This window comes from Prevotella pallens (assembly GCF_900454935.1).
GTDB lineage: Bacteria > Bacteroidota > Bacteroidia > Bacteroidales > Bacteroidaceae > Prevotella > Prevotella pallens.
In genome coordinates this window covers 1944247-1971104 of record NZ_UGTP01000001.1, presented here as the reverse complement: position 1 = coordinate 1971104, position 26858 = coordinate 1944247, and the positions used below count along the sequence as shown (strand labels likewise).

The window sequence follows — 26858 nt, the reverse complement described above, 5'->3', positions numbered from 1 at the left end:
TATGAATCAGAGGAATATTAGGTTTATAAGGGAGGACTATTTACTTAGTGTTTATCTCCTATTCTATTAGTGCACAAAATTGCTAAATTAAATGTATGATAGCCTTATTTTTAGGCAAACATTTCTGTGGTTTTAATGTAAGCAATGAAACTTAGTATGCCTTTATTCTGTACATAAAGCCAAGTTCAATACGGTTTGTATTGAAGTCTCTCAAACCAGAACCCTCATTATAATCGTATTTTCTACCAACGTATGCTAAGAACACACGGAAGTCTTGGCTCTTAACCGGATAATATTCTATACTACCAATGTAAGCATAGCTCTTACGATAGTCTTTTAGTGGTTTCACCTTAGTTACACTAGCAGTTTCGTACATAGCTTTCAGCATAAGGTTCCATTGTGGAGCAAACTGCCAATTCAGCTTTGTTATGAATGAATTGTAGTGAACATCGCTGAAATAAGAACCGCCTGTGTATGCTGGCATAGCTGTAAGTTCGGTTGATGCAATTTTCAAACGGTCTAAACCATCGAATGCACCCATATAATCGAAATACCATTGTAGTTTAGGTAAATTTAGTTCTTGTCCTAAAACTACCATACGAGAGTATTTGTGTCTTGCTTGTGTCTGAATGCCCCACGACCAACGAGTAAGCAATTTGTTTCCAAAGAAACTACCATTCCAGTTTACAATGTATGTAAGTGGATTTTTTGATGCTTCTAAGTCGCGTACACTGTTCTTTTCTAGACTAATAGGATTGCTTCCATATTCGGCAGCAAACTTATTGTTGTAAGCATTGCTCACCTCAAAAGCTAATTCTTGTGTAGCAACAGGTTTATAACTAACAGCAACACCAGCCATAAAGTTATCCATATTGTCTACCATATCAGAGTATTGGTAAATAACCATAGGATTCTCGTCGAACTCAAAACCTCCCCAAATTTGGCACATTTTACCAGCTTCTACTTTTAGCTTGTCGTTAAACTTATATCCAACCATCATAATATCGGTAGCCTTTGCAAAGTTGTCTTCGCTTTGTGCACCATTAGCTTTGTTTAGACGGTGGCGGAATCGATAGTAAAGTTTATCGGTAAGATTACCTTTAATTTCAATACGAAGCTGTTTGTTAGCGAACTTTGTCCCCCAGTCTTTATTGGCATCTTGTGCAACCTGTCCAGAAGCAGCATAGTTAAAATAGACATTAAACATATCGTTATGTTTCTTCAACTTCGCAATTTCTTCCGACAGCGATTTGAAATCGCCATCTCCTGCACCATAACCGTGGTTATCTTGTGCATTACTACTAGTGGCAACTGCCAGCAACATTCCTAAAAGTAAAGAGTGTTTCATAATTGTTTATTTTTTATGTTGAACGTATAAAACATTTTTTTGTGAGTAAAAGAGAAAAAAGCTAACGCAAAATCGCAAAAGAGCAGGTTTTAGTAACACAGTTCTCTTGCGATTTCTGTTCTATTTATTAGTATTCAGCAAAGTATTGTTGAATTTTCTGCCAATCTCTTGTTTTTGTTAAAGCAAGCATTAAAAGCACACGTGCCTTTTGTGGATTAAGGTTCAACGAAGCAATGAAGTGATATTTAGCATCGTCTACCTCGCCATTCAGATTGGTAGGACCAAACGGAACACGACTTGAACGTACAACGTTGATACCATTATTAACAGCTTTCAGCGCAACATCAAAAACATCTTTGTAGAAGTTTCCATCGCCTACACCAGCCAAAACAATACCATCATATTTAGCATCTACAAATGCTTGCATTGGAATAGGAGAACAGTTGGCATAACCATAAACAATACCAACCTTTGGAAGAGAAGTTAAATTTTTTACATCGAACTCTGATTGGAGACCTTGTTTTGCCATTGGTTTGTGCAAATATACAGGCTTACCATTATAAACGTAACCCATTTCGCCATACAAACCACCTTTGAAAGTAGCGCAATCGGTAGTGTGTGTCTTTATAACAGATTTAGCTTCGAACAATTCGTTGTTCATACAAACCATAACACCTTGACCTTTTGACGATGGAGAAGCAACTGCACAGATTCCATTATACAAGTTAGCAGGACCATCGGCACTAATAGCAGTAGAAGGACGCATAGAACCAACCAATACTACTGGTTTATCAGAGTGAACAGTTAGAGAAAGGAAGTAAGCTGTTTCTTCCATAGTGTCTGTTCCGTGAGTAATAAGAACACCATCGTAGCCTTCTTCGTTTAATAGCTGATTAATACGGTTTGCTAATTTCAACCAAACAGCATCGTTCATATCCTGGCTACCAATATTTACAATTTGTTCGCCAGAAACATCGGCAACATCTTTTATTTGTGGAACTGCATCTATTAGTGTTTGAACACCAACTTGTCCTGCACCGTATGCAGAATTTGTTGCCGATGTAGAAACACCAGCAATAGTACCACCTGTTGCAAGAATACGAATTTTAGGTTTTTGCGCAAATGCAATTGTAGACACTGCAAATGCCAATACGATTAGAAGTGAAATCTTAAATCTTCTCATAATAATTAAGTTTGATAAGTTTTATTTACTTGTTTAATTTTTGTTACCTTCTTTTATATGCTTTCTTTTATATGCTTTCTTTTATATGCTGCCGGAGCCTTATTAAACGAATTGAATAATCAGCGCAGCCACAGCAATAGAAACAATAGTTGTTACAAATCCTGGCAATTGAAAACTGTGGTTTATAACAAACTTACCTACATGTGTTGTACCTGTACGGTCGAAATCAATAGCTGCTACCTCTGTTGGATAGTTTGGCAAGAAGAAATAGCCATTGCAAGCAGGAAACATTGCTACTAATAACATAGGATTAATGCCTAAAGCTACACCTACAGGATAAAGAGTGCTAACAGTTGCAGCTTGTGAAAATAGCATAATGCTCATAATAAACAGAGCAACCGCAAATAGGAAAGGAGCGCTAGCTATCATTCCCGATAAGGCTTGATTTAAATATTCCTCATTACCTGTATAGAATGTGCTTCCCATCCATGCAATACCAAATATGCCCACTACAGCATTCATACCTGCTTTGAATATATTGCCATTAACTGCATCGGTTGGCTTAGCTTTACCAACAAAAAGTATTAAAGCTGCAACCGACATCATTATCATTTCTATGGTTTGGCTCATTGTAACTCCTTCCGGACGCAATTTAGGGAAGAAACCGAAAACAATCACCAATAAAACACCAGCAAAGAAAGCCCAAACAGAGTATTTCGCACGTGGATTAGATTCTTCTTCCGCCTTTTCTAAGTTTCGTTTGTCTTCGTCTGGATTAATTATTCCCTCAGCAACTCTTCGCTTATATTCTGGATCGTCTTCCAATTCTTTACCAATGTGGTTCTGAATGAAAGCAGCAACCAAAATAGCTATAAGCGATGCAGGAACACAAACAATAAGAACAGTTCCTAACTCTATACCTTTTGCACCAAGAATATCTTGACTAATTAAAGCTGCTGTGGCAGCACTTACAGGACTTCCTGTTATTCCAAGAGATGCTGCTATAACACTCAAACTCATTGGACGTTCAGGACGTATTTTGTTTGCTTGTGCTATTTCAGAAATAATAGGCAACAACGAATAAGATGTATGTGCTGTTCCTGCAACAAGACAAAAAAGCCAGCAAGTTAAAGGACCGAAGTAAGTGATTTGCGAGGGGTGTTTTCGTAAAAATTTGGCAGCGACACCCACTAAATATTCTAATCCACCAGAAGCTTGTAACGAAGCTGCTGCTGTAATAACAGCAACAATAATCATCATAACATCAATAGGTGCTGAGCCAGGTTTAAGACCAAAACCATAAACAAGTACGAAAACGCCAATCATACCATATATTCCCAAACCTATTCCACCAACTCTTGCACCAATAAATATCATGGTTAAAACCACAAACAATTCTGCAATCACTAAAAGTTCCATTCTACTGTTTTTGTTTTTGTATTATGTATTCTACAAAAGTACAACTTTTTATATTGTAACTGTTTTCTTCCTCTACGAAACATAGTACTGTTATCATATTTTAACAAAATAGTTGTTACATTTTCTATAGCCATCTGAAAGTTCTTGCCATTTATATATCATAGTGAAGGTTGAGTAACAATACACAAAAAACAATTCTATGTAAAAATAGTGGATATGTGCGCATTGTTTCTTTATGTTTTTGTATGAGAATATTTATGATAGAAGCAGGAATAATGAAGAATAATGTTTAACTTTGCATTCGTAGTAAATTAACAAAAACAAACTAAATAAATAAAAGTATGAAAGTAGGAGATAAAGCTCCCGATTATTTGGGAACAGACCAAGATGGAAAAGAAATAAGATTAAGCGACTATAAAGGTAAAAAGGTAGTGCTTTACTTTTATCCAAAAGATTCTACTCCTGGTTGTACGTCAGAGGCTTGCAACTTACGAGATAATTACGAGTTAATGTTGAAACGTGGCTATGTAGTAATTGGTGTAAGCATTCAGGACGAGAAATCGCATAAGAAGTTTATAGAAAAAAACAATTTGCCTTTTCCACTTATTGCAGATGTAGATAAGAAACTTAACGAAACATTTGGTGTTTATGGCGAAAAGAAAATGTGTGGACGTACTTATATGGGCACCTTCCGCACCACCTTTATTATAAACGAAGAAGGTGTGATTGAAGAAATCTTCACACCAAAACAAATAAAGGTAAAGGAGCATGCCGAACAAATATTGAAATTAGGAGCAGAATAAAAACCAATTGTGAAACAAACAAAAAGAATAAGCAAAGCTACGAAAGAACAACTCGTAGCTTTTGCTGCTTTATACGAAACAAAAGATTTTATTAATGGCGACCCATCGTGGTTTATGCACCAAGTAGATGGTACACTAAACAAGGAAACTATAGCATTTATAGCAGCTTGTTTAAGTTATGGCTCGCGAAAAGTATTTATGCCCCGCATTCAGTTTTTGCTCAATTGTGCAAAAGAAAATCCATACGAGTGGATTCGGGAGGGCATTTTTCGACAAGATATTCCCGATAACGATGCTTGTTTCTACCGGCTTTATACAAACCACACTATGTATGTTTTCTTTGTTGCGCTCGAAAAAATGCTAAATACATTTGGTAGTATTAAAAACTACATAAAATGTTATGCTAACGAAAAAGAAAGAAGTTCCGAAACAAAAATAGAAGCAATTGTTGCAATAGAAGCTCTTTGTACATTCTTTGCAGAACAACAAGTAATTGGCATTGTACCTAAAAATACTTCATCTTCGTGTAAGCGCATTTGTATGTTTTTACGTTGGTTAGTACGCAACAATTCGTCTGTCGATTTGGGTATATGGCACGATTTTATCAATAAACAATCGCTTATAATTCCTTTAGACACACATGTATTGCAGCAAGCAAATAGATTGAAGTTGCTGAATACAACATCAACAACAATGTCGGTTGCACGCCGATTGACCGATGTTTTACTTAAAATATTCCCAGACGACCCCCTAAAAGGCGATTTTGCATTGTTTGGGTATGGTGTAAATCTTTAGCTGTAAATTGTTTTATAGAGCAACTTGTGTTTAGCAATATATACTTTTATACCTACGATATATGTCTTTTATTCTTCAATTGGGCTAAGATTTATAAAAATACTTTTTATTATTTCGTCTCCACTAATAGTTTAGCTTGTTATAACTATGAATAAATGTTCAGTTCAATGGCATTCATTCGTAGTTTAAATATCGTTATAATAGTATTTACACGCCAATTAAATGTTATTTAGCTAAATGTGGCGTATACTGCTAAAGGTATATTTTGTCCATATTCTTTCCTGCCAGCTATATTGCTTTATACAAAAGTATATTTTTCTTTTTCCTATTGCGTTTCTACACATTTCTATTGTATTCTATGCAATATTTCAAAAAGAAAATGTATCTTTGTGATAGATAAAACAAAGAACTATTAACATTAAGCAAATGACAGATATTAAAAATTTCTTTTCAAAAGATAAATCTGTATATAATGAACCTAAAGAAGATTTCTATATGCAGTCTACATTGATTCATATAGCAGAGGCATTTTCGCGTATTACATATAAAAGTATATTCTTGTTAGACTATTATAAACAAGAATTTCTTTATGTATCTAACAACCCTTTGTTTCTATGTGGACACACTGCAAAAGAAGTGAAAAATTTAGGATATAGCTTTTTCTTGGAACATGTGCCAGAGGAAGAACGAGAAATGCTCATCGAGTTAAATAGTAATGCTCTTAAGTTATGGGAAACTTTCAATGATATCGACAAATCTCAATGCTATATGTCGTATCATTTTCATTTGAAAAGTGGAATAAAAAATAATTTGGTAAATCAACAAATCACTCCCATATTATTGACAGACGACGGAAAAATAAGAGTTGTTATGTGTGTTGTATCTTTATCTTCGCATAAGACTATTGGACATGCTGAATTTCATAAAAAAGATTTTGAACATTATTGGGAATATTCTTTTGAAAAACATAATTGGGAAGCACGCAAAGAAATAGCGCTCAACGAACAAGAAGTTGAGGTGCTTAAATTGTCTGCTACAGGGTTTACAATGACAGAAATTGCAAACAAAATGTGCCGTTCGTTACATACTATCAAGTTCTACAAACGGAACATTTTTGAAAAATTAGGTGTAACAAATATTTCAGAAGCAATTTCGAGAGCTATCTCAAAAAAGCTATTCTAAAAATTTGTTTTTGTTTATAATAAAACGAAAAGAAGAAGATAGATAACAATACCCATTATCTGTTCTTATAATATTCATATTTCTAATAGTTCTGTTTGTATAAGAGATGATTAGCATACATTTAGAATACTAATCATCTTCTTTATTTCTTATTTTTCCATAGGATTATAAAATAATGACAGCTGTTCAGAAATAGGGTGGCTACCTTTTTCTGAGTTATCCATAATAATTACACGTGCTCCTGTGCTGGATATAAAAAGACCTGCGTGTTCATACATATTTTTTTCAAACTTTATCCACTCTGTTTTTGACATATTTTTATACTTCCAATCATAATTAACTATGGGTAGCGTTTGTTGTGTAAGTCCTATACATTCGAAAGAAAAATTGTGTTCTGTATCTGTTACTTTAAGAATAGCTCCAGGCAAGCCAGCAAATTTCCATGGACCTGTACTTATTGGAATATCATTTGTAAACCACACAATATATTTTCGTCCTCCATATTCGGTTGTTGCTTTCTTACATTTATAACCAAACACACTATCAACACTGTTTTCTATATTCCACTTCATTTGTGGTGAAGGCTCTGTATATCTGCATACATCTTTTGTAAAAGGGATACGATTATCAACAGTGAGTTCCTTTTTCTGTAAATCTGTCCTTATTTCATATCCTTGCCAACCTTGTTCAGGGGTTGCCATTCCATAAAGTTTTATGATAGAGTCTCTTTTTACATCAAGTTCATGGAGGTTCTTACTATAGAATGATGTGTATTTTTTGCCAATAAGTAAGATCATATCATCTTCAAATTGCATTTTAGTGTCATTTGCCGATGCTTTTATTTTAACATGGTAAATTAAATTAAGATATGATTTATCAATTGTTTCATACTTACTTACATCTTGACTCATAAGAACGAGTCCTGGACTATCCATCGCATAAGTGATTGTTACTTGCGATTTAATACTCTGATGGAACATTGCCATAATTGTTACGATGAGTAATCGTTTTGCTAAATTCATTTTTTCCATTTTATTAAAGATTTAGATAATTCTGAAACGTATACCAACTAAGAATGTCCTTCCACGGAGTTCTAAACTATTTTCCGATTTAAGAACACTGCTGTCTGTTATCTTATGGAAAACATTTTTATTTAATAGATTAATACATTCCATATTTAGAGTTACAGACTTTAGTCTCCATTCAAGTGTAGAGTTAAGAAATAGGCTAGTTTTTTCTTTTCTAAAATAATTGTTGTAATAATACTGCCCTTCTACGTTTAGAGTCAGGTTCTTGGTTAGATTAATAAACGCAGAATTCAAGCTATTGAATGTAGAAATGTTTTTTTCACTCGTTTTATTGTTAATGTAAGTTTTGTTGAATGTATAGAGATTTATGCTAGAAATTCCAAACCATTTGGTGAACTGAGCATTAAAATCTATTCCTGTCTGAAAAAAGTCTGTTCTGCCTTCGTATGTATTATTGTTGATTTCATAGTTTTGGTAACTTTTTCCTATACTTAATTGTTCTGAAATTTTAGTATTCCAACGATAAAAGGCTTTTGATGCTTCTTGTTTAAGTTGCATAATGCGATAATTTCCTATTGTAGGAGAAAGATGGAAAACCAATTGGCGATTCACAATATTATAGGCATGGAGATAGCCATCTTTTGCATTCACATATATAAATCCAACGTTTGCAAAGAACATCTTTAATACATTTTTATAGCTTATGGCAATATCTCCTTTTAATGTTTTGTTCAATTCTAATCGATAAGGCTGTGCATTGTTAAATACATTCCTATAGTTCAGATAATACATCTGTGGTAAAATATCTATGCCGTTACCAAATTGTCTATCATGACTGATAATAGATATTACTTCCCAATTTTCTAAAGGTTTCCAACTAAATGTGGCGTATGGGTTAAAAGAAAATTTCTGTCTATTCTCTTTCCTATTTGCTAATATATCCTTTTGGTTATATCCCATCATACCAATTGGTATGTAAACAGCAAAATTTATTTTATTTGGCGAATAGTAAACAAATTTTGGCAAAATGTAGTAACCATATTTTATCACCCTTATATCATTTATAGAATTGGGTAAACTTGTCTTTAGGTGTTCATAGTTTAATTTACCTTGTATCTTTATATCAAATTTTACGAAATTTATAGGGAAACTAAATATCGAAAGAGTATTGTCTATTATAAAATTCTGTGCACGGAATATTTGAGTAGTTTCGTTAAATCTCAAATTTGATTTTGATGTTTCAAACTTCATTTCTGAGGTAAACTCGTTAAACAGATGTTTAGAATTTGTGTTAAGTAGTAGACTGTTGGATATTGAAAAATCGTTTTGTTTCAATAGTTGAGAAATAGAAGAGTCATTCTCTAAGACAGAGCCTAATGCATGGTTGAAGTTCAAATTAATCCCAAGCAAATTTTTTAAGTATAAACTTTGTGAATTAATTTTATAATTCAAATAAGTAGCAATATGATGCATTCTGTTTTTGAGATTATTCTGTTCGTTATAAATTAAATCTTGTTTACTGTCAGCATAATAACGCAGATAATCATGTGATTTTCGATGTTCATAGTCATATAGATAATTAAAACTACAACTTAACGTACGAGTATCGTTAAGTTTGAAGAGTTGATTTATTGTAGTTGCTGTAGAATTGTTATTGTAAGACCAGCTTTTATTGATAGGTGCATTGTTTGGAATAATGAGACCAATGCCATACGAAGAATTTATTTTTGTGGGAGCATGTAGTTCCGTGCGTAGGTCATTTCCAATATTATTAGATTTTACGAAAGATAAGTTTTGTCTTTTTTGTGTAAACTGCATAATATTTAGGTTTACATCGCGTGCAATTGGAGTTCCACCTACTTTAATATCAGCATTGGAGGTAATGACTCCTTTAGCAGAATTTCTCAATTTTATGTTGATAGATGGCTGATCGTTAGTTTTTTTTCCACGAAGTACATTGGCTTCCTCGTGATGTTGTAATATCTGTACAGAAGCTATACTTTCTACATTAATATTAGTAGTTGCAATATTATATCTATCGCCTAATATATCATTTCCTTCTATATAAAAATCTTTTATCCATTGTCCGTTGACAGAAATTTTACCTTCACTACTTATGGTCAGCCCTGGCAATTTTTTCAACAAATCTTTTAAAACTTTATCATTCTTGTCAATGAAACTTGCTGCTACATAATTAATAGTATCTCCTCTTTCTCTTATCTTTTTTGCTTTTACAATAACTTCTTTCAGTTGTTTTACTTCTGGTTTTACGTTAAACGTTAGACTTTGTGTTTCGTTCTTAATTATCTTTTCAATAGTTTTTACGTTGAATCCCGTTACTATAATCTTTAACTGTGCGAATGTAGGAGCATCTATTATTAGAGAGAAATTACCATTTTCGTCTACATTAGTAAAAGCAAGAATAGAGTCATTGTTTACAGGAGTTACTGTTAGCATAACAGACTCGTCTCCCACAACTTTTCCATCTATTTTGTTCTGACCAAATATAGATATACAACTAAAAACAATAGAGATGGTTAAAAGAATCTGTCTCATACTATATAGCATTTAAGGTGTGGTTATGCTATAATAGGCGTAGCCACAGTTATTAATCATTAAGAACTCTGTGTGTATTTATCACACTACGGTTGAATAATCTTGTAATCTCGATTATATCTCTTTTGCGAAATTATAAATGTTTTTTATTATTCCACTACACAAAAGTATATTTTTCTTTTTTCTATTGTATTTCTATACTTTTGTGTAGCTTTTTTATGCGATATTTTTTCAAAATGATGTGTAGTTAATAAAAATCTATCTTTTTGTACACTATCTTATTCGTGGAAAGTGGTTACTGTAACATTAAAATATAGGGGCATCGGTATCTTTATTCTCTATTTTTCTGCTAATCGACTTATTTTTTCCAGAATTAAAATTGAATTCAATACCAAAAATGCACATCGATTTATTGTCTCTGATGCTACGTTCTAAATATTCCTGAACAATAGAGTTGTTATTTGTTTTGGTAATGTAGGTAGCATCTTTACCAATAAATACCATTCCCAATGAGAACTTCCAGTTTTTTAACTGGTATGCAATGCTAAAATCGTTTTTTTCTTCACTTCTAGTTTTATAAATACCCTCTGCTGAATAAGTAGGAATAGAATAAGTATAGTTTGCCGACCAGTTTTTATAATTGAAATCTAAGCTAAAATAGTTGGGGCAAGAGAAAACACTAAACTTATTTTCGGCTGTAGAAATTGTATTCTTACAAGGATCTAATGTTATTTGTAAGCGCAATAAATTTGTTCCAAATGGTTTTATAGATGCATTTACTCGTCCACCATACGTGTAAGCATAGTTTCCATTCACCGAATTGTAGATAAAATGATTGCCTTCTTCGTTATAATATCCTATAATTGGACTTGTTTTATAAAGATGGCTTAATATTAATTCTAAATCCAGATATTTGCTATAAAAATTGTATAATAGCGCATTTGTGTAACTATACTCGTTTCTTAAGTTTGGATTTCCTGAATAGTAAATGTCTTTACTGGTCATTTTTACGTTATTGCTAAGTTGTGTTACGGTTGGAACATTAGTTCCAACTACAGACACAAAACGTAAAGTAGACTTATTTGATAGCTTATAGCCCAAAATAAATTGAGGATTAAAAAGAGTTCTATGGTAAGAAGTTATAGCACTTTTACTATTTAAGAGAGTAAAACCCAAATTTAGTTGGTACATAAACCTATTTTTTGCACCATCTATGCTTGCATAAATGCGTTGTTGCAATATATTTGAAGTGTAATTATAGCTTCCTTTCAGATTTTCTAAATCGGAAAACAAGTGAGAATAGTCAAACCGATAGCCAGTATTTATATTTCCTAACCCTATTTTGTGTGTGTATATTACTTCTCCAATGAGACTTGACTTCTTGTTGTTTAAATTCATTTCGTCTTGAAAGAATAAACTATTCCCTGGCAAAACATATTGGTTGTTTTTATTTTTTCCATTTGTTTCGAAGAAAGTAGTAGTAACATTGGCAGTCAATTCATTTTTTTCTCCAAACTTTTGCCAGTAATACAAGTCGATGGAAGGGTTGAAAGTATGTGTTTTGTCTGTATTATGGCTCATTATATTCAATGCCGAACTGCCATTTACATATACACCTGTGTTGTTAGATGTTGAAAATATACGCTCAATATTTGGTGTGAGTGTTACTTGAAATATCTTTTTATCCAGTTGTGTGTAGGTATATTTCAGAGAAATATTGTGCGTAGCATAGCCAAATTTTTCTTTTCCAGAAGTTTCGTCTAAACAATCAACCCCATTTAATGCATATTTGTAGCTATTCTGCGTAAAGCAATCCTTATAATTCCGATAATTAAAATTGTATTCAATATGAAAAATGCTATTTCCTTTTGTTGCTGCGTAAAACAATCCGCTGTTAGAAAAACCTGTTGTTAAGGCATTAGAAGTATTTATTCCAAGCGAATAACCATTATCTAATTGTTTTGTTACAACATTAATAACACAAGTAGCAGAAGCATAACGAGCGGGTGGAAAATCGTAATAGTCTACTCGTTTTACTTTGTTGGGAGCTATGGCTCTCAGTTCGTTTTCGGTAGATCGTACTCCATTTATAAGAATTAGCGGGTTACCTTGGTTGGTTGTTAGTTTGCCCGACATTAAGTCTTCTTTTACTCCAGAGATATTTTTTAGTAAATCGCACGCCATTTGTGCTCGTTTCATTTCTTCGCTTGTAAAAACAATAGATCGATGGTCTATTTTCTGATTATTACGACTTGCAGTTACAACCGTTTCATTCAATTGAGTTACTGAAGGTTTTAAATCAAAATTTTTTATTAAAACTTGTCCCGCAGAAGACATAGTTATGCGTGTGGAAATTGTAAGGGGTTCGTAGCCTATACACGAAATTATAAAACGATAGCGACCTATTGGAATATTCTCAATTAAGTAGGAACCTTCCATATCTGTTATTGCACTGTACAAAATTTTTGTTGTGTCGGAAGCATTTTGTACTGCAATGTGAGCAAATTCAATTTTCTCTTGTGTAGTTAAATCTTTTACACACCCTTGTAAGTTTATTTGTGCATTACAAAATAAGTGTGTTAGAAAGGTAAAAGCAAATAGAAATAGGACTTTTTTGTACATTTTTATTTTATTTTTGGTAATGAGAATAATTGAGTTTCCTTGTCTATTGTTGGTTCATCGCCAACAGTGAATCTGATATTAATTACCCCTGAAAAATATTTGTTAGGCTTTTTATAGTTTATCACCGTTATTTGTTTTATCATTTCCATAGGTACTTGTTGCAGAATCATATCTATCTTTTCATTAGGTATTTCCGTATTGTTTGCAAAAACTTTATAAGGCGAATCAGATGCTTTGGGAAACAGCACCCTGTCTTCATATTCTATTTCTAATTTCTTTTTAAGAAAGTCTAACAACAAGAGTTTTGCATCTTCTTTTGTTGGGATTAGAATTGTTTCAGAATATGTTTTCTCGGTGGGAATGTATTTGAAATGGGCATTAATATTGCCTACAAATTCAGGTTTCTCATTAAACTTGTTACATAAATAACTTGCAGCTTCTGAATTTCCTTCGATAACCGAAATGGTATAATTCTTAAATATATCCATAGGAACTCCATAGAAAGAAAAAGCACCTAAAGAATTTGAAACTGTAATAGCTTTGGGCATTTGTTCTCCTTCTTTAGTTAAGGCAATTGTAAGGTAAGGAACACCAGAAGTTAATTTTGTACTGTCGGTGTATGCTATGCCATTATACCAATAATTGGTATTTTCTTGCGAAAATATACTTATGCTTTTTAATGTCAAAAGTAGGAATAGAATAAATTTATATCGCATATTGTTTGTTTTGGTTGTTATTTATATAGCAAAGGTATAAATAAAAAAAACAGTTTGTGCGTTTTTTTCTTTTTTAACATAATAAAACATTCTGTGTATGTTTAATATTCGTTAGTTGTGCATTCTGAATGTGATGATTTTATAGTGTATTATTTGCATTCTATACGGCAGAAAGACAGAATGTAATAACAGTAGGAGGAAAATATTATTATGAAATTTAATTTTCTAATAAGAAAAATTTTTTTTCTTATTATATTTCTTGTGGTTTATAATAAGATTTGAAGCGTGTGGCAAAAACAAGTTGTGTCTTTTTAAATATTACGTTTTGCTTTATTTTTAAACTTATATTTTTTTGCTTTGTAGAAATAGGGGAGAGTATGAAAATATTTTTTAAAAACAACAAGAGGATATATCGCCCCATTGGATATATCCTCTTGTTAGTTATGTAAATTTATTGTTTTTACAGCTTAGCTGTATCTTAAAATCTGTCCTTGTACGAGTTTTGTATAAACTCCCAAGTGGTTAAGTTTGCACAATTGGTCTTTACTTATACCATGTTGGCGAGCAATTGATTCGAGTGTTTCGCCTTCTGTTACTTTGTGGTAGAGAATTTGGCTACTATTTGTTTGCTGTGCAGCCGAATTGCGACGAGCAGAATAATCGGTATTTGGCATACTATTTTCGTTAAACGAGTATCGTGTATGCCCCTTTCCTTGAATATTTTCGCGCGAATATCCAGGACTTGCATCTTTACCACGAAGAGCTGTAGCACGAGCCGACTCGTTATCTAAAGTTTGTCTATGAAAAACATAGAAGTCGCCAGTAACATCTTGGTGTGGGAAATCGAATAATAAAGCAGGATTAATGGCTACACCAGCTAAACGTGTTTCGAAATGTAAGTGAGAACCAGTAGAACGTCCCGTATTTCCACCTAAAGCAATAGGTTCTCCGGCTCTAACTGTTTGGTTTGCGTAGACCATTTGCTTTGAAAGGTGTCCGTAATAAGTTTCCAAACCATTGTTATGACGTATAACTACATATTTTCCGTAGCCTCTTGCATCGTATCCCACAATGCGAACTTTTCCAGAAAAAGCAGCACGAATAGTATCGCCAATATAAACTTTAATGTCTAATCCTTTATGCGCACGTCCCCAACGACGACCATAATTGCTTGTTACAACTCTACTTGGAGTAGGCATGTGGAAACCACGTAGGTCTATTTTATAAACTTCTGGCAAAGATCCTTGTGCATGTGTTCGTGAATTGCTCCAATCGTTGTATAACATTGATGATGGATTTTCTACTTCTTCTGCTTCTTGTAAGCGATTAATTACCATTGTGTCTAACGATTTAGCACGACGGTCTACAGGAGATTGACGAGCAATTAGGTCTTGCGCACAAATTGGCGTAACAACGAAACCTAATAAAGCCGACAAACCTAATGTTTTAACTATTCTTTTTAAAGTCATTATTTTCTCTTTTCAGATTCGGTTATAATTCAAATGGATTAACCGTTGGGTTTCCAAAATGTTGTTCTTTGGTAGTTGGACAATACAAAAGTCCAACTGAATGAATTAAGAACGTTGCAAAGATAGGTATTTTCTAATAAAAACGTTACTCCCTTAACAGTTTTTATTGTATTAGAATGCTACCTTTCTTTTATCGCTATATATTTGTATATTTATCTTTGACGCCCTTAATAAGGCTATTATACGCCTTATTCTTATTTGAATTTACGATATGGCACCCCAATTTATATTAGCATTTCTTAACTCTTTGAGCCTATTCCAAAGTAAATTATATTCACTTTTCGAGCAAGTAGGGTCGTTGTCTATTATTTTCTTGGCTTCATCTCGTGCAAGTTGTACTAATTGTCCGTCTCGTGCGATATCTGCTATTTTTAAATCGAATGCAATTCCACTTTGTTGTGTGCCTTCAAGATCGCCTGGACCACGAAGTTTTAAATCGGCTTCTGCTATTTCAAAACCATCGTTTGTATTGCACATAATATCAATTCGTCTTCGTGTTTCAGTAGTAAGTTTATGATTGGTTACCAATATACAGAAACTTTGTTCAGCACCTCTGCCCACTCTCCCTCGTAATTGGTGTAGTTGCGATAGTCCAAAGCGTTGAGCATCTAAAATAACCATTACGCTTGCATTAGGAACATTCACACCAACTTCTATAACGGTAGTAGCCACAAGTATTTGTGTTTGTCCTTCTACAAAGAGTTTCATTTCGGCTTCTTTTTCTTTATCTTTCATTTGACCATGGATTTTGCTCATTTTAAATTCAGGGAATACCTCCTTTAGAGCTTCGTATCCACTTTCGAGATTTTTAAGATCTATTTTTTCGCTTTCCTTGATTAATGGGAATACTATATAAACCTGACGTCCTAAGTTTATTTGTTTGCGTATACCATCGTAGAGGCTGGTTGTTTGTGTGTCGAATTTATGAATGGTTTGAATGGGTTTTCTTCCGGGAGGCAATTCGTCTATTACGCTTACATCTAAATCGCCGTATATTGTCATTGCTAAAGTACGTGGAATAGGTGTAGCGGTCATAACAAGAATATGTGGTGGATTTTCGTTTTTCTTCCATAATTTTGCACGTTGTGCAACACCAAAGCGATGTTGTTCGTCTATTACAGCCAAACCTAAATTGTTGAATTGTATTTTATCTTCAATAATAGCGTGAGTTCCCACAACAATATGGATAGAACCATCAATAAGTCCGTCTGTTACTTCTTTACGTTTTTTGCCTTTCACGATACCAGTTAGCAATTCGATACGCAAATTCATTCCGTGTAAGAATTCTTTTAAGGTTTGCAGATGTTGTTCAGCAAGAATTTCTGTGGGAGCCATAAGGCAAGTTTGGAAACCATTGTCTACAGCAATAAGCATAGACATAAGTGCGACAAGTGTTTTTCCAGAACCAACATCGCCTTGTAGCAAGCGGTTCATTTGTTTTCCGCTTCCCATATCAGCACGAATTTCTTTTATTACACGTTTTTGAGCATTGGTTAGTTCGAAAGGTAAATTATGCGTATAGAACCAGTTGAATTGTTTACCAATAGTTTTGAAATAGTAGCCACGATATTTTCTACGTTGATCGCTTGCATATCGTAATATATTTAGCTGTACGTAGAATAGTTCTTCAAATTTTAAACGAACTTGCGCTCGTTGTGTGTCATCGATAGAGGCTGGGTAGTGAATTTTACGTAAGGCATCGTTACGCGATATAAGATGCAAACGTTGAGTAATGAAATTAGGTAATGTTTCTGGTAATGGTTCTACCAGTTTTTCTATAAGAGTTTTGGTTAATTTTTCTATGGTATGCGAGGTTATTCCCGCTTTCTTCATTTTTTCTGTAGTGTTATAAAAAGGTTGCATTCCCATATTGTTGAGTTGCAACTCTGAAGCGTCGTCTATATCAGGATGTGTAAATTGAAATCGTTGATTGTAGATAGAGGGTTTTCCGAATATTACGTATTCTTTCTCAATGAAGTAGTTTTTATATATATATTGTGAGCCATTAAACCATACAAGATCGCAGACACCGTGCCCATCAGTGAAGTGTGCAACTATACGTTTTTTTCGTCGTCCCATATCAAATTCTTCGAAGCTTAGGATATGTCCTTTAATTTGTACGTATGGCATATTAGCACTAAGCTCCGAAATGAGATAAATCTTTGTGCGATCTACATATTTATATGGATAGTATTCTAACAAATCGCTATATGTAGAGATACCAAGTTCTTTTTTTAGAATCTCTTTGCGATGTGGGCCTACCCCCGTGAGATACATTATGTCTTGTTGGAGTATATCCATTCAGGCGTGTTAATCTTTTGGTTGTTTCTCGTTAATAAGTATTTCTGCTAACTTTAGGTCTAACGGTGTTGTTATCTTAATATTCTCTTGGTTTCCTTCTACTAACGATATTTTGCAACCAAATTGTTCCATAACAGTAGCATCGTCTGTAAAAGACTCTTGATAGGGTTGTGCAAATGCCATTTTTGCCATCATAATATTGAACACTTGTGGCGTTTGTACATTGTAATAATTGGCTCGTTCTACACTTTTTGAGTTTCCGTTCTTTTCTACAATACGTAAACTTTCGGTTAGGGGCATTACAGGAATAGCTGCACAGGTTAGTTGTGCTTCATCGTAACATCGTTTAATAGTATTTACCGAAACAAATGGGCGTACACCATCGTGAATACCTACAAGACCATCGTTTCCTTCTGGAATTTGTGATAAACCATTGAGAGAAGATTCGAAACGTGTGGTACCACCATTAACAATTTGATGTTCGATGGTAAAAGAATATTTGCTGCATAGTTCTTTCCACAAGTTTTGTTGTTCTTCGGGAAGTACAAGAATAATTTTTAAAGTTTTATCGTACTCGTGGAAGCGTTCGATAGTATGCATTAATATTGGCTTTTTGCCTATGAGAAGAAACTGTTTGGGGACTTCATTTCCCATTCGTTGTCCTTTACCACCTGCAACTATAACAATATAATTCATTGTTTATTCAATAGAAAGTTATTTAATGAAGTTTTATTAGTTCAGGAATCAACATACTATCTTTCACCTCTTTTGCAATAGCTATAGATGTGAGCTGTTCCAAAAGAGTAAAACCATAAATAAAAGCTGCAGCTGGTCCTTTACCCGTAGTAATATTCCCATCTATTGTGCAAAGCTCTCCAGTATATTCTGCGCCAGTTAGTCGCTTTTCAAAGCCAGGATAGCAAGTTGCACGTTTCCCTTTTAACACTCCAACAGACCCTAACACCATAGGAGCGGCACAAATTGCTCCCAAACGTTTACCATTTTCGTTCTGTTTGACGAGTAATTTACGCAAACCTTCGTGTAGGTTTAAGTTAGCAGCTCCAGGCATTCCACCTGGTAACATAAGAATGTCTGCATCTGAGAAATCATTAACCTCATCGAATAAGAGATCGGCTTTTACAGTAATTCCATTTGCCGATTCTACCATTAAATTATTGGAAATGCTAACTGTTTTTACTTCAACACCACCTCTTCGAAGTATATCTACTGGTGCCAATGCTTCTATATCTTCAAAGCCATTAGCTAGAAATTCGTATGCTTTTGCCATATATTTTTTATTTAAACCTTTAAAATTCCATCTTATTTTGTTATTTTTGCAAAAGAAAAGTATTGATTAAGTCTTTTTGAAATAACCCAAAAGACATTCAACAATAGGTCTCGTCTCCTAAAAAATACGCTTGCAAATATACGATATTATTCACAATTTGGCAAAGACGGAGGAGAAAAGATTAGTTATGCACTGTTTTTGATGGTGGAATATAACTTTAGACATAAAATTTATGATAAGAAAAGAACTTAGTTTCGCAATCTTCGGGAATAATAAACAAACACTTGAAGCCGATTATATAAAAGAAGTATTTGCTTATCTTACCAAGCATAATGCTCGAATCTTTGTGGAGGAACATCTTTATGAGAACCTTTGTAAAGATTTTGTTAAACGAGAACTAGTTTCGGGAGTGATTACGGACGATAATTTTAATACAGATTATGCAATCTCTTTAGGAGGCGATGGTACTTTTCTTAGAGTGGCTAGTAAGGTGGGGGAGAAACAAATACCTATTATTGGAGTGAATATGGGACGTTTAGGCTTTCTTGCTAATGTGTTGCCAGGTGAAATTAAAGAAGTCTTAGATGCTATATATAGAGGTGCTTTTGATATTGATGAGCGTTCTGTTATAAAAATAGAATCGGAGAACGAGGTTATAGAAACAAGTCCTTATGCTTTGAACGATATATCCATATTAAAGCGTGATAATGCCTCGATGATAACAATTCATACCAATATAGACGATGAATATTTAGTAACATATCAGGCAGATGGTTTAATAATAAGTACACCAACAGGCTCAACTGCTTATTCTTTATCGAATGGCGGTCCTATTATTGTTCCTCGAGGTGATATTTTATGTTTAACACCAGTTGCACCACATAGTTTAAATATTCGTCCGATAGTGTTCAACAATAATGTTATAGTGCGTTTAAAAGTAGAAAGTCGTAGCCATAACTATTTGGTAGCAATTGATGGGCGTTCGGTAAAACTTAAAGAAGGGACCATATTGACAATAAAGAAAGCTTCTTTTGTAACACGAATAGTAAAATGCCGCAATTATAGTTATTTTTCTACATTGCGAACTAAACTTATGTGGGGTGCTGATTTGAGAAAATAACATAGAAAGCGAACCGTATGGAACGTATGGAAAGGTAAAATACAGAAAAGAGTCTCCAAAGTAATGGGAATAAAAGTTTTTTTCAATGCTCCGAAAACCAAATATGGTGCAAAAGAAATTTTTCTTTGGCTTTGGCGTGCATGGCGTGGAAACCGTTTGCAGGCTGTGCTTAATGCCATGGTTGGTCTTTTTGGTGTTGTAGTATCGTTATCATCAGTATGGGCAGTACAACACGCTATAGATGTTGCATCTCACGAAACAGAAGGAAACATAATTATTGCTGTACTTATTATGGGTGGACTTATTTTGTGTAACTTTGCACTAAATATAGCTTCGGTTTGGATACGGAATATTTTGGGAATTAAGGCTCAGAATAAAATGCAGCAAAAGTTACTCGACCGTATCTTACGCTCAAAATGGAATGGAAAAGAAACGCACCATTCAGGAGATGTGCTAAATAGATTAGAAACAGATGTAACCAATGTAGTAAACTTCTTGACTGAGGTTATTCCAAACTCACTTTCCACTTTAGCACTCTTTGTAGGAGCATTTGGCTACTTGTTTATGATGGATTGGCGTTTGGCAATTGTTATTGTTATTATGATTCCTATCTTTATTCTCTTTAGTCGTGTATATGTACGGCAAATGCGTCATCTAACAAGTGAAGTTCGAACATCTGACTCAAAGGTTCAAAGTATATTGCAAGAAACTATTCAACATAGACTACTTATTAAAACTTTAGAAGGCGATAGTGCTGCTGTTGATAGGTTAGAAGACACACAAAGTGTATTGCGAAGTAATGTTGTGAAGCGTACAAAATTCTCGGTATTTTCTTATTTAGTGCTTAATCTTGGCTTTTCTATTGGCTATCTTATAGCTTTTACTTGGGCAGCTGTTAGACTTTCGGGAGGCACATTAACCTTTGGTGGTATGACTGCCTTCTTGCAATTGGTAAACAAAATACAAAATCCAGCACGCCAACTTACACATCTTGCGCCTCAATTTGTGTCGGTTTTCACTGCGGCAGAACGATTGATGGAGTTAGAAGAAAATCCATTAGAAGAACAAGGAGAGCCTATTGAGCTGAAAACACCATGTGGCGTACGTTTCATAGATGTAGCTTTTGCATACGATGATTCGGAAGATAATGTAATAGAACACCTTACTTTTGATTTCTATCCTACTTCTTGTACTGCCATTTTAGGTGAAACTGGAGCAGGAAAGACTACTATGGTGCGTATGATTTTGGCTCTTTTGCAACCTAATAGCGGGAAAGTTGAAATATATAACGAAAAGGAAAGCTATGAACTAAACCCACTTTTGCGTACAAACTTTGTATATGTACCACAAGGAAATACGCTTATGAGTGGCTCTATTCGCGACAATCTTCGTTTAGGAAAACTAGATGCTACAGACGATGAAATGATGGAAGCACTCAAACTAAGTTGTGCTGACTTTGTGTTTGAACTTCCCGATGGGCTAAATACACAATGTACGGAACAAGGTGGGGGACTTAGCGAAGGGCAAGCTCAACGTATTTCTATTGCAAGAGCATTGTTGCGTAATCGTAGTATAATGCTGTTTGATGAGGCAACATCTGCACTTGACCCTGATACAGAGCGAAATCTGTTGCAAAATATTCTATCGAAACGAAATAAAACAATTATATTTATAACGCATAGACCTGCAGTGATGGAATATTGCGACCAGACTATAGAAATAAAGAAACGACATTCGTGTAGAGAGTATATTAAGGAGAAAGTAAATGGAAACTCTAATTGACATATATAACAATAAAAGAAAAACGGAAATGAAAAGAATTATTCTATCAACTATGCTTCTTTTAGCGACTTTCGCTACTGTTGTGGCACAAGATTTAGATAGTAAGTATGCCACAAACCTATTGAAAAATGGCACTGTTGCGCCTGAATTTACATTGCGTACAGCCGACGAGAAAGAAATAAAACTTAGCGAGTTTAGGGGAAACTACGTTATTTTAGACTTTTGGGCTTCGTGGTGTCCTGATTGTAGAAAAGATATTCCAGCAATGAAACAGCTTTGGAATGACTTTATGGATTATAATGTGCGTATCATAGGTATATCTTTCGATACAAATAAAGATGCGTGGGTGAATACATATTGGGATAAATATCAAATGAATTGGACACAAGTGAGCGAACTGAAGAAGTGGAAAAAAGAAACAAAAATAGACCGCTTATACCATATAGATTGGATTCCTACGATGTATCTTATAGACCCAAATGGAAAAATAGTACTTGGTACTGTTGAAATAGAAAAATTGCGTGCAACGTTAGAAAGATTAAAGACCAAACTAAAAATGTCTTCTGCAGATGTTATGCCTGCGTATGTTGGTGGTAATGAAGCAATGGAACAATATTTGAAAGAACACCAGCTTTACACATTACAAACACGTAAGATGCGTGTCGAAGCTAAGGTTGAAGTGTTGTTTAGTGTTGAAATGGACGGAGCTATTACTGGCGCACGTGTCTTAAATGTTACGGGACTGAAGGCGAATAGTCCTAAATTCGATAAATTAAGTAAAGATAAGCAGAACGAAGTAATAGCGGCTGCTAATGAACATTTCCGTAAAGAGGCTATTAGGTTAGTAGAACACATGCCAAAGTGGACACCTGCTTTAAAGAAAAATCGTCCGGTAAAGGAAAAAACAACGATAGTAGTAGAGTTTAATCCATATTATAAAGGTCCTAAAAAGTAATTCTGTTGTAAAAAATAGAATAGTGAAACCTTAATTTGAAATACTAATATGACTTTTCTCTGTTATTTAGAGGATTGGTATCAAGATATGCGGCAGTTGTTCCTTTATATAGCAGAGAAAAGCCCAATAGTTTACCTTCTTTTCTACAGAGCGTTAATAGGTTCTATAATATATTGTAAAAGTAAGGTATGATATATACACAAAAAGCTCTGTACTGCAATGTACAGAGCTTTTTGTGTATATAAGAAATCTATCTTATTTTACTTTCTCTTCTGAGTCGAGCATGTGTTCTGGAGAAAGTATTTTGTCGAGTTGCTCTTTTGTAAGAACACCCTCTTCGAGTACTATATTGTATACAGAACCGCCAGTTTCGAGTGCTTTTTTAGCAATCTTAGTACTGTTCTTATAACCAATGTATGGATTAAGTGCTGTAACAATACCTATAGAATGTTTTACCATCTCTGCATTGTGTTCGCGGTTTAAAGTAATACCATCTATACATTTCTCTCTAAGGGTATCGAAAGCTTCGCCTAACCAGGTAATATCTTCTACTAGGCACTGCATAATAATTGGTTCCATTACATTCAATTGCAATTGACCAGCTTCGGCAGCAAGCATAACCGTTGTATCGTTACCAATAACTTTGAAGCAAGTTTGATTTGTAACTTCTGGGATAACAGGGTTTACCTTGCCTGGCATAATACTTGAACCTGGAGCCATTGGAGGAAGATTGATTTCGTGAAGACCACAACGTGGACCAGATGCCATAAGACGGAGGTCGTTACAAATCTTAGAAAGTTTTATAGCCAAACGCTTCATAGCACTACTGTATTGTACTAAATCGGTAGTATCTGGGGTTGCAGCTATAAGGTCTTCACTTGCTTTAAACTCCATACCAGTAAGTTCGCTTAACTTCTTTGCACACACTTTAGGGAAACCTGGTGCAGCATTTAAGCCTGTACCAATAGCTGTTCCACCCATATTTATTTCGAGGAACATATCGGCACTCTTGTTTAAATTCTCTATTTCGGCTTCGAGCAGATTGGCAAACGCATTAAATTCTTGTCCACTTGTCATAGGAACAGCATCTTGTAGCTGTGTACGTCCCATTTTTATATCGTGCTTAAACTCTTCAGCCTTTTTACGGAAAGATGCTATAAGCTTTGCGAGTTTCTCTACTAATGTTTTGTTCATACGAAGCAAAGCTACATGTATAGCTGTTGGGTATGCATCGTTAGTAGATTGACCGCAGTTAGCGTGGTCGTTAGGTGCACAATATTTAAATTCGCCTTTATTATGACCAAGTATCTCGCATGCACGGTTGGCTATAACTTCGTTTGCATTCATATTTACAGATGTACCTGCACCACCTTGTACCATATCGGTAACAAAATCTTCGTGGAACTTTCCATCTATAATTTCGCGACACGCCTGTGCCATTGCATCACAAATTTCGTTGTTAATTTCGCCTAACTCTCGGTTTGTTTCAACAGCTGCTAGTTTAACGTATGCCATTGCGATAACGTAGTCTGGATAGTCGCACATTCTCTTTCCAGAGATATGATAGTTATTTACTGCACGTTGTGTTTGCACGCCGTAGTATGCGTTTGCTGGTACTTGAAGTTCGCCTAAAAGGTCGCTTTCAATACGGAAGTTTTTGTTGTTTGTTTCGTTTGCCATTTTTATATGCAACTTTTGTTAATTGAATGTTATGTTTATGTTAGTTCTGAGAGAATATTTGAAAAATCTCTAAATACATTGTAGAAATATTCTTAGCTATACTTTGAGCTTTTCGCAATTCTATCCTCTTTGCCAGGTTCTTTGTTAGATGTCGTAGCCAATAATGTGTAATTACAGCCTATCTAACTTTTCTTCGCTCGGCAATGCAAATGTACCAAATTATTAGTTGGTGTGGGAAGTTTTATAATGAAACATTTTAATGTTAGCAATATTTAACTAATATGTTTACTGCTTGATAAACAACAGAATGTGAACATAATATATAGTTTTGATAATTATTTGTTTTATTTTGTACGTGTATGTATTTCAGATGGTATGCAAATATATTTTAATCTTTGCTTAATGTTAATACCATTTTTATTATCAAAAAGTAAAATCAGTGCTATAGATATATGCAGAATTGGTTGTGTATTATAAAAGTAGATATCTGTTACGAAAAATATAGTGTTTCTCAGTTTCTTTTATAATGCGATTTACAATAATGAACTGTATGCGAGAAAAGCATCTCCCCACAGAGAGATGCTTATGCGATGTGCCTTTTTAAAAGGCTACTTTTTGGTTGGGTATATGTTTTATTTTGTATTAACTACTTTCACAGACTTTGTTGTTCCGTCTGTATATCTAACGGTTTTAATGGTTAAGCCTCTACCAATTTTAGACAATTTGCGACCAGAAAGGTCAAAATAAGTTTCGTTTACAACGTCTTTGTTCGTATCTGTTACTACTGATTTAACACCTGCAGGGTCGTTTGTTCCTACGGTGAGTGCATCACCACAGAAGAAGAGTCTATTGTCGCTCCAATAGCCTGCAAGAATCTTAATTTTGGCATTCCCTGCTTCGTCTTTCTGAACCATTGTGTCATCGAGTTTAATGGTATAACCGTCAATAATGTATTTAATATCGCCATCTACGGGTGTAAACTTTCCGTCAATCAATTCCATGTAACCTACTTGCAATCCATATTCGCCATCGTCAGCCTTTCCGTATATTAAAAATTGCCCAGAAGGGATAGTTATGGTGTTACCTTCTTTTGTGCCTTTTATCCATGCGTTGAGCTTATCACCCTTAAGACATGTTGCATACGACAAGGCATATTTTATGTAAACTGTTTTACCATCAGCATCTGTAACAACAACTAAATCGCCTACGCCTTCTTTATTTTCTGCTAATTGCGCAAGGTCGTAAGTAGTGATTTCAGCTTGTTGCGTCTCTTTGTTCTTCCTAATAGCAAGCATATAGCCACTAATGCGTTTGTAGTTTACGGCAGTACCTGCTGGTTGTTCTTTAATGATAGTTGGAGCACTTTGTGCTTGGGTTTGAATACTAAAGATTGCTGCGAGAGCAAAGAATAATAGTTTTCTCATAATTTTGAAATGTTTAAGTAATACGATATATGTGGGCTTCTCCCACGAACTAAAAAATTTATTGACAAATAGATATAAATGAAAGTGTATATGCTTACTTTTCTACATTTGCAAAATTAAACAAAGTTTTAGGTTATAACAAATTTTTATACTTCAATTTTGATTTGTTTAACATATTCTTAACCAGTAAATAATGTAATAAATTTCTTAACAAAGACCATTAGTTGTGAAATGACGGTAAATGTTCTGAACTTGATATAAGTGCACCGAAGATAGGTTCAATAGAAAACGAATAGAACATTTGTAAACTGTGTTTGCAGGTATTTGCAAATGGAATAACTTTCTCTGATGTTTAGAAAAAACAGCCAAATGTTAGTAGCTTTTGTTTTAGATATCTGTCACGTTCGTCTCAGATATCTGTCACGTTCGTCTTAGATATCTGTCAGTTGCGTTTTAGACGTCATAGCAAATTAGAACCTTTATGAGGTTATGTTATAATGGCTGAAAGTTGTTTTTTTAGATGAAGCTGAGGTAAACTTTCATTCTGCAATGTTTCAATTTTAGTGCTATTATAGGCGTGTGCACAATAATATGTTGCCAAATAGTTTGTTGTATATTGTGGCATATAATAACGGAAATTATTACATTCGCTCACTTTTTCAAAGACATTCTACATCTTCTATATTGAGCCAGGATATAGCGTGTCAAACTTTTATCAATAATATCTTGTTTTTTTTTATTTTATTTAATCTTTTATTACTATCTTTGCACCCGCAATTAGGTTCGCATTAGCGATTAATAGAGAATCAGGTGAGAGACCTGAACAGTCCAGCTGCTGTAAGTCGTCGTTGTAGACACAAACAGATACCACTGGGTAGATATTATCTGGGAAGGTGTTTGTGATCAGACGATAAGTCAGAAGACCTGCCATTGCGATACTTCTATAAAGATTCTGTGGGTTAGGTTGAGAAGTAGAAAACAATATATTATTATAACACACCAATTATTTCGGCTCAGAGCATACGCTATAGAGTGTTTGTAAAAAAGCTGAAAAGCATATCTGTATGCTATGTATGCTATAGTGTGCAGAATGTAAATGATTATAGCTAAACAGGTAAAAGAGATTT

At 34.3% G+C, this 26858-nt stretch carries 19 protein-coding genes and 1 riboswitch; of the genes, 6 read left to right on the top strand and 13 right to left on the bottom strand.

Annotated elements, in window-relative coordinates; translation table 11 throughout:
• Window positions 1-151: 151 nt before the first annotated feature.
• From DX009_RS08230 to DX009_RS08220, 3 genes are all read right to left on the bottom strand, one after another.
• Window positions 152-1348 carry a porin gene (locus DX009_RS08230; RefSeq protein WP_115083657.1) on the bottom strand — a complete coding sequence of 399 codons (1197 nt, stop codon included), beginning with the start codon at window positions 1346-1348 and terminating at the stop codon, window positions 152-154.
• Window positions 1349-1475: 127 nt separating this feature from the next.
• Window positions 1476-2531, bottom strand: a complete 1056-nt coding sequence (gene ansB, locus DX009_RS08225) for an L-asparaginase 2 (RefSeq protein WP_115083656.1) — start codon at window positions 2529-2531, stop codon at window positions 1476-1478.
• Between the two features lie 102 nt (window positions 2532-2633).
• Window positions 2634-3950 carry an anaerobic C4-dicarboxylate transporter family protein gene (locus tag DX009_RS08220; RefSeq protein WP_006044281.1) on the bottom strand — a complete coding sequence of 439 codons (1317 nt, stop codon included), beginning with the start codon at window positions 3948-3950 and terminating at the stop codon, window positions 2634-2636.
• Between the two features lie 341 nt (window positions 3951-4291).
• On the opposite strand from DX009_RS08220, the gene bcp reads away from it, so the two are divergent.
• The 3 genes from bcp (at window position 4292) to DX009_RS08205 (ending at window position 6730) form a co-directional block, all read left to right on the top strand.
• On the top strand, window positions 4292-4753 hold the full coding sequence (bcp, locus tag DX009_RS08215; protein WP_115083655.1) for a thioredoxin-dependent thiol peroxidase: 462 nt from the start codon (window positions 4292-4294) through the stop codon (window positions 4751-4753).
• 9 nt (window positions 4754-4762) lie between these two features.
• Window positions 4763-5548, top strand: coding sequence for a TIGR02757 family protein (locus DX009_RS08210; RefSeq protein WP_115083654.1), 786 nt, complete (start codon window positions 4763-4765; stop codon window positions 5546-5548).
• Between the two features lie 426 nt (window positions 5549-5974).
• Window positions 5975-6730: a response regulator transcription factor gene (locus DX009_RS08205; RefSeq protein WP_006044287.1), complete on the top strand. Its 756-nt coding sequence runs from the start codon at window positions 5975-5977 to the stop codon at window positions 6728-6730.
• A gap of 149 nt (window positions 6731-6879) precedes the next feature.
• Here DX009_RS08205 and DX009_RS08200 read toward each other — a convergent pair whose 3' ends face one another.
• The 8 genes from DX009_RS08200 to DX009_RS08165 form a co-directional block, all read right to left on the bottom strand.
• On the bottom strand, window positions 6880-7761 hold the full coding sequence (locus tag DX009_RS08200; protein WP_006044289.1) for a GLPGLI family protein: 882 nt from the start codon (window positions 7759-7761) through the stop codon (window positions 6880-6882).
• 12 nt (window positions 7762-7773) lie between these two features.
• On the bottom strand, window positions 7774-10314 hold the full coding sequence (locus tag DX009_RS08195; protein ID WP_040595369.1) for a hypothetical protein: 2541 nt from the start codon (window positions 10312-10314) through the stop codon (window positions 7774-7776).
• A 306-nt stretch (window positions 10315-10620) separates the two neighbouring features.
• A complete protein-coding gene (locus DX009_RS08190; protein WP_115083653.1) occupies window positions 10621-12936 on the bottom strand; it encodes a TonB-dependent receptor in 2316 nt (771 codons plus the stop codon).
• A gap of 2 nt (window positions 12937-12938) precedes the next feature.
• Entirely contained in the window at window positions 12939-13652 is a 714-nt protein-coding gene (locus tag DX009_RS08185; protein ID WP_115083652.1) for a hypothetical protein, read from the bottom strand.
• Between the two features lie 467 nt (window positions 13653-14119).
• A complete protein-coding gene (locus DX009_RS08180) occupies window positions 14120-15121 on the bottom strand; it encodes a peptidoglycan DD-metalloendopeptidase family protein (protein WP_115083651.1) in 1002 nt (333 codons plus the stop codon).
• A 264-nt stretch (window positions 15122-15385) separates the two neighbouring features.
• A complete protein-coding gene (gene recG, locus DX009_RS08175; RefSeq protein ID WP_115083650.1) occupies window positions 15386-17482 on the bottom strand; it encodes an ATP-dependent DNA helicase RecG in 2097 nt (698 codons plus the stop codon).
• A gap of 9 nt (window positions 17483-17491) precedes the next feature.
• The gene (locus DX009_RS08170; RefSeq protein ID WP_115083649.1) at window positions 17492-18178 is read right to left on the bottom strand and encodes a 2-C-methyl-D-erythritol 4-phosphate cytidylyltransferase; all 687 of its coding nucleotides are present in this window, start codon (window positions 18176-18178) and stop codon (window positions 17492-17494) included.
• A gap of 22 nt (window positions 18179-18200) precedes the next feature.
• Window positions 18201-18770, bottom strand: a complete 570-nt coding sequence (locus DX009_RS08165) for a DJ-1 family glyoxalase III (protein WP_115083648.1) — start codon at window positions 18768-18770, stop codon at window positions 18201-18203.
• A 232-nt stretch (window positions 18771-19002) separates the two neighbouring features.
• Between DX009_RS08165 and DX009_RS08160 the strand changes: the two genes are divergently transcribed.
• From DX009_RS08160 to DX009_RS08150, 3 genes are all read left to right on the top strand, one after another.
• Window positions 19003-19890: an NAD kinase gene (locus DX009_RS08160; protein ID WP_115083647.1), complete on the top strand. Its 888-nt coding sequence runs from the start codon at window positions 19003-19005 to the stop codon at window positions 19888-19890.
• 63 nt (window positions 19891-19953) lie between these two features.
• Window positions 19954-21672, top strand: coding sequence for an ABC transporter ATP-binding protein (locus DX009_RS08155; RefSeq protein ID WP_115083646.1), 1719 nt, complete (start codon window positions 19954-19956; stop codon window positions 21670-21672).
• Between the two features lie 28 nt (window positions 21673-21700).
• A complete protein-coding gene (locus tag DX009_RS08150) occupies window positions 21701-22627 on the top strand; it encodes a redoxin domain-containing protein (protein ID WP_115083841.1) in 927 nt (308 codons plus the stop codon).
• A 255-nt stretch (window positions 22628-22882) separates the two neighbouring features.
• On the opposite strand, the gene DX009_RS08145 is transcribed toward DX009_RS08150, so the two are convergent.
• Window positions 22883-24307 carry an aspartate ammonia-lyase gene (locus tag DX009_RS08145; RefSeq protein WP_006044301.1) on the bottom strand — a complete coding sequence of 475 codons (1425 nt, stop codon included), beginning with the start codon at window positions 24305-24307 and terminating at the stop codon, window positions 22883-22885.
• A 632-nt stretch (window positions 24308-24939) separates the two neighbouring features.
• Entirely contained in the window at window positions 24940-25731 is a 792-nt protein-coding gene (locus tag DX009_RS08140; RefSeq protein WP_115083645.1) for a hypothetical protein, read from the bottom strand.
• Window positions 25732-26491: 760 nt separating this feature from the next.
• Window positions 26492-26677, top strand: a riboswitch (cobalamin riboswitch).
• The last annotated feature ends 181 nt before the right edge of the window (window positions 26678-26858 follow it).

Bases quoted from the DNA above. Each gene is read 5' to 3' on its own strand.
- DX009_RS08230 (WP_115083657.1), bottom strand. From the start codon at position 1,348: ATGAAACACTCTTTACTTTTAGGAATGTTGCTGGCAGTTGCCACTAGT.
- ansB (WP_115083656.1), bottom strand. From the start codon at position 2,531: ATGAGAAGATTTAAGATTTCACTTCTAATCGTATTGGCATTTGCAGTG.
- DX009_RS08220 (WP_006044281.1), bottom strand. From the start codon at position 3,950: ATGGAACTTTTAGTGATTGCAGAATTGTTTGTGGTTTTAACCATGATA.
- bcp (WP_115083655.1), top strand. From the start codon at position 4,292: ATGAAAGTAGGAGATAAAGCTCCCGATTATTTGGGAACAGACCAAGAT.
- DX009_RS08205 (WP_006044287.1), top strand. From the start codon at position 5,975: ATGACAGATATTAAAAATTTCTTTTCAAAAGATAAATCTGTATATAAT.
- DX009_RS08200 (WP_006044289.1), bottom strand. From the start codon at position 7,761: ATGGAAAAAATGAATTTAGCAAAACGATTACTCATCGTAACAATTATG.
- DX009_RS08195 (WP_040595369.1), bottom strand. From the start codon at position 10,314: ATGAGACAGATTCTTTTAACCATCTCTATTGTTTTTAGTTGTATATCT.
- DX009_RS08190 (WP_115083653.1), bottom strand. From the start codon at position 12,936: ATGTACAAAAAAGTCCTATTTCTATTTGCTTTTACCTTTCTAACACAC.
- DX009_RS08185 (WP_115083652.1), bottom strand. From the start codon at position 13,652: ATGCGATATAAATTTATTCTATTCCTACTTTTGACATTAAAAAGCATA.
- DX009_RS08180 (WP_115083651.1), bottom strand. From the start codon at position 15,121: ATGACTTTAAAAAGAATAGTTAAAACATTAGGTTTGTCGGCTTTATTA.
- recG (WP_115083650.1), bottom strand. From the start codon at position 17,482: ATGGATATACTCCAACAAGACATAATGTATCTCACGGGGGTAGGCCCA.
- DX009_RS08170 (WP_115083649.1), bottom strand. From the start codon at position 18,178: ATGAATTATATTGTTATAGTTGCAGGTGGTAAAGGACAACGAATGGGA.
- DX009_RS08165 (WP_115083648.1), bottom strand. From the start codon at position 18,770: ATGGCAAAAGCATACGAATTTCTAGCTAATGGCTTTGAAGATATAGAA.
- DX009_RS08160 (WP_115083647.1), top strand. From the start codon at position 19,003: ATGATAAGAAAAGAACTTAGTTTCGCAATCTTCGGGAATAATAAACAA.
- DX009_RS08155 (WP_115083646.1), top strand. From the start codon at position 19,954: ATGGGAATAAAAGTTTTTTTCAATGCTCCGAAAACCAAATATGGTGCA.
- DX009_RS08150 (WP_115083841.1), top strand. From the start codon at position 21,701: ATGAAAAGAATTATTCTATCAACTATGCTTCTTTTAGCGACTTTCGCT.
- DX009_RS08145 (WP_006044301.1), bottom strand. From the start codon at position 24,307: ATGGCAAACGAAACAAACAACAAAAACTTCCGTATTGAAAGCGACCTT.
- DX009_RS08140 (WP_115083645.1), bottom strand. From the start codon at position 25,731: ATGAGAAAACTATTATTCTTTGCTCTCGCAGCAATCTTTAGTATTCAA.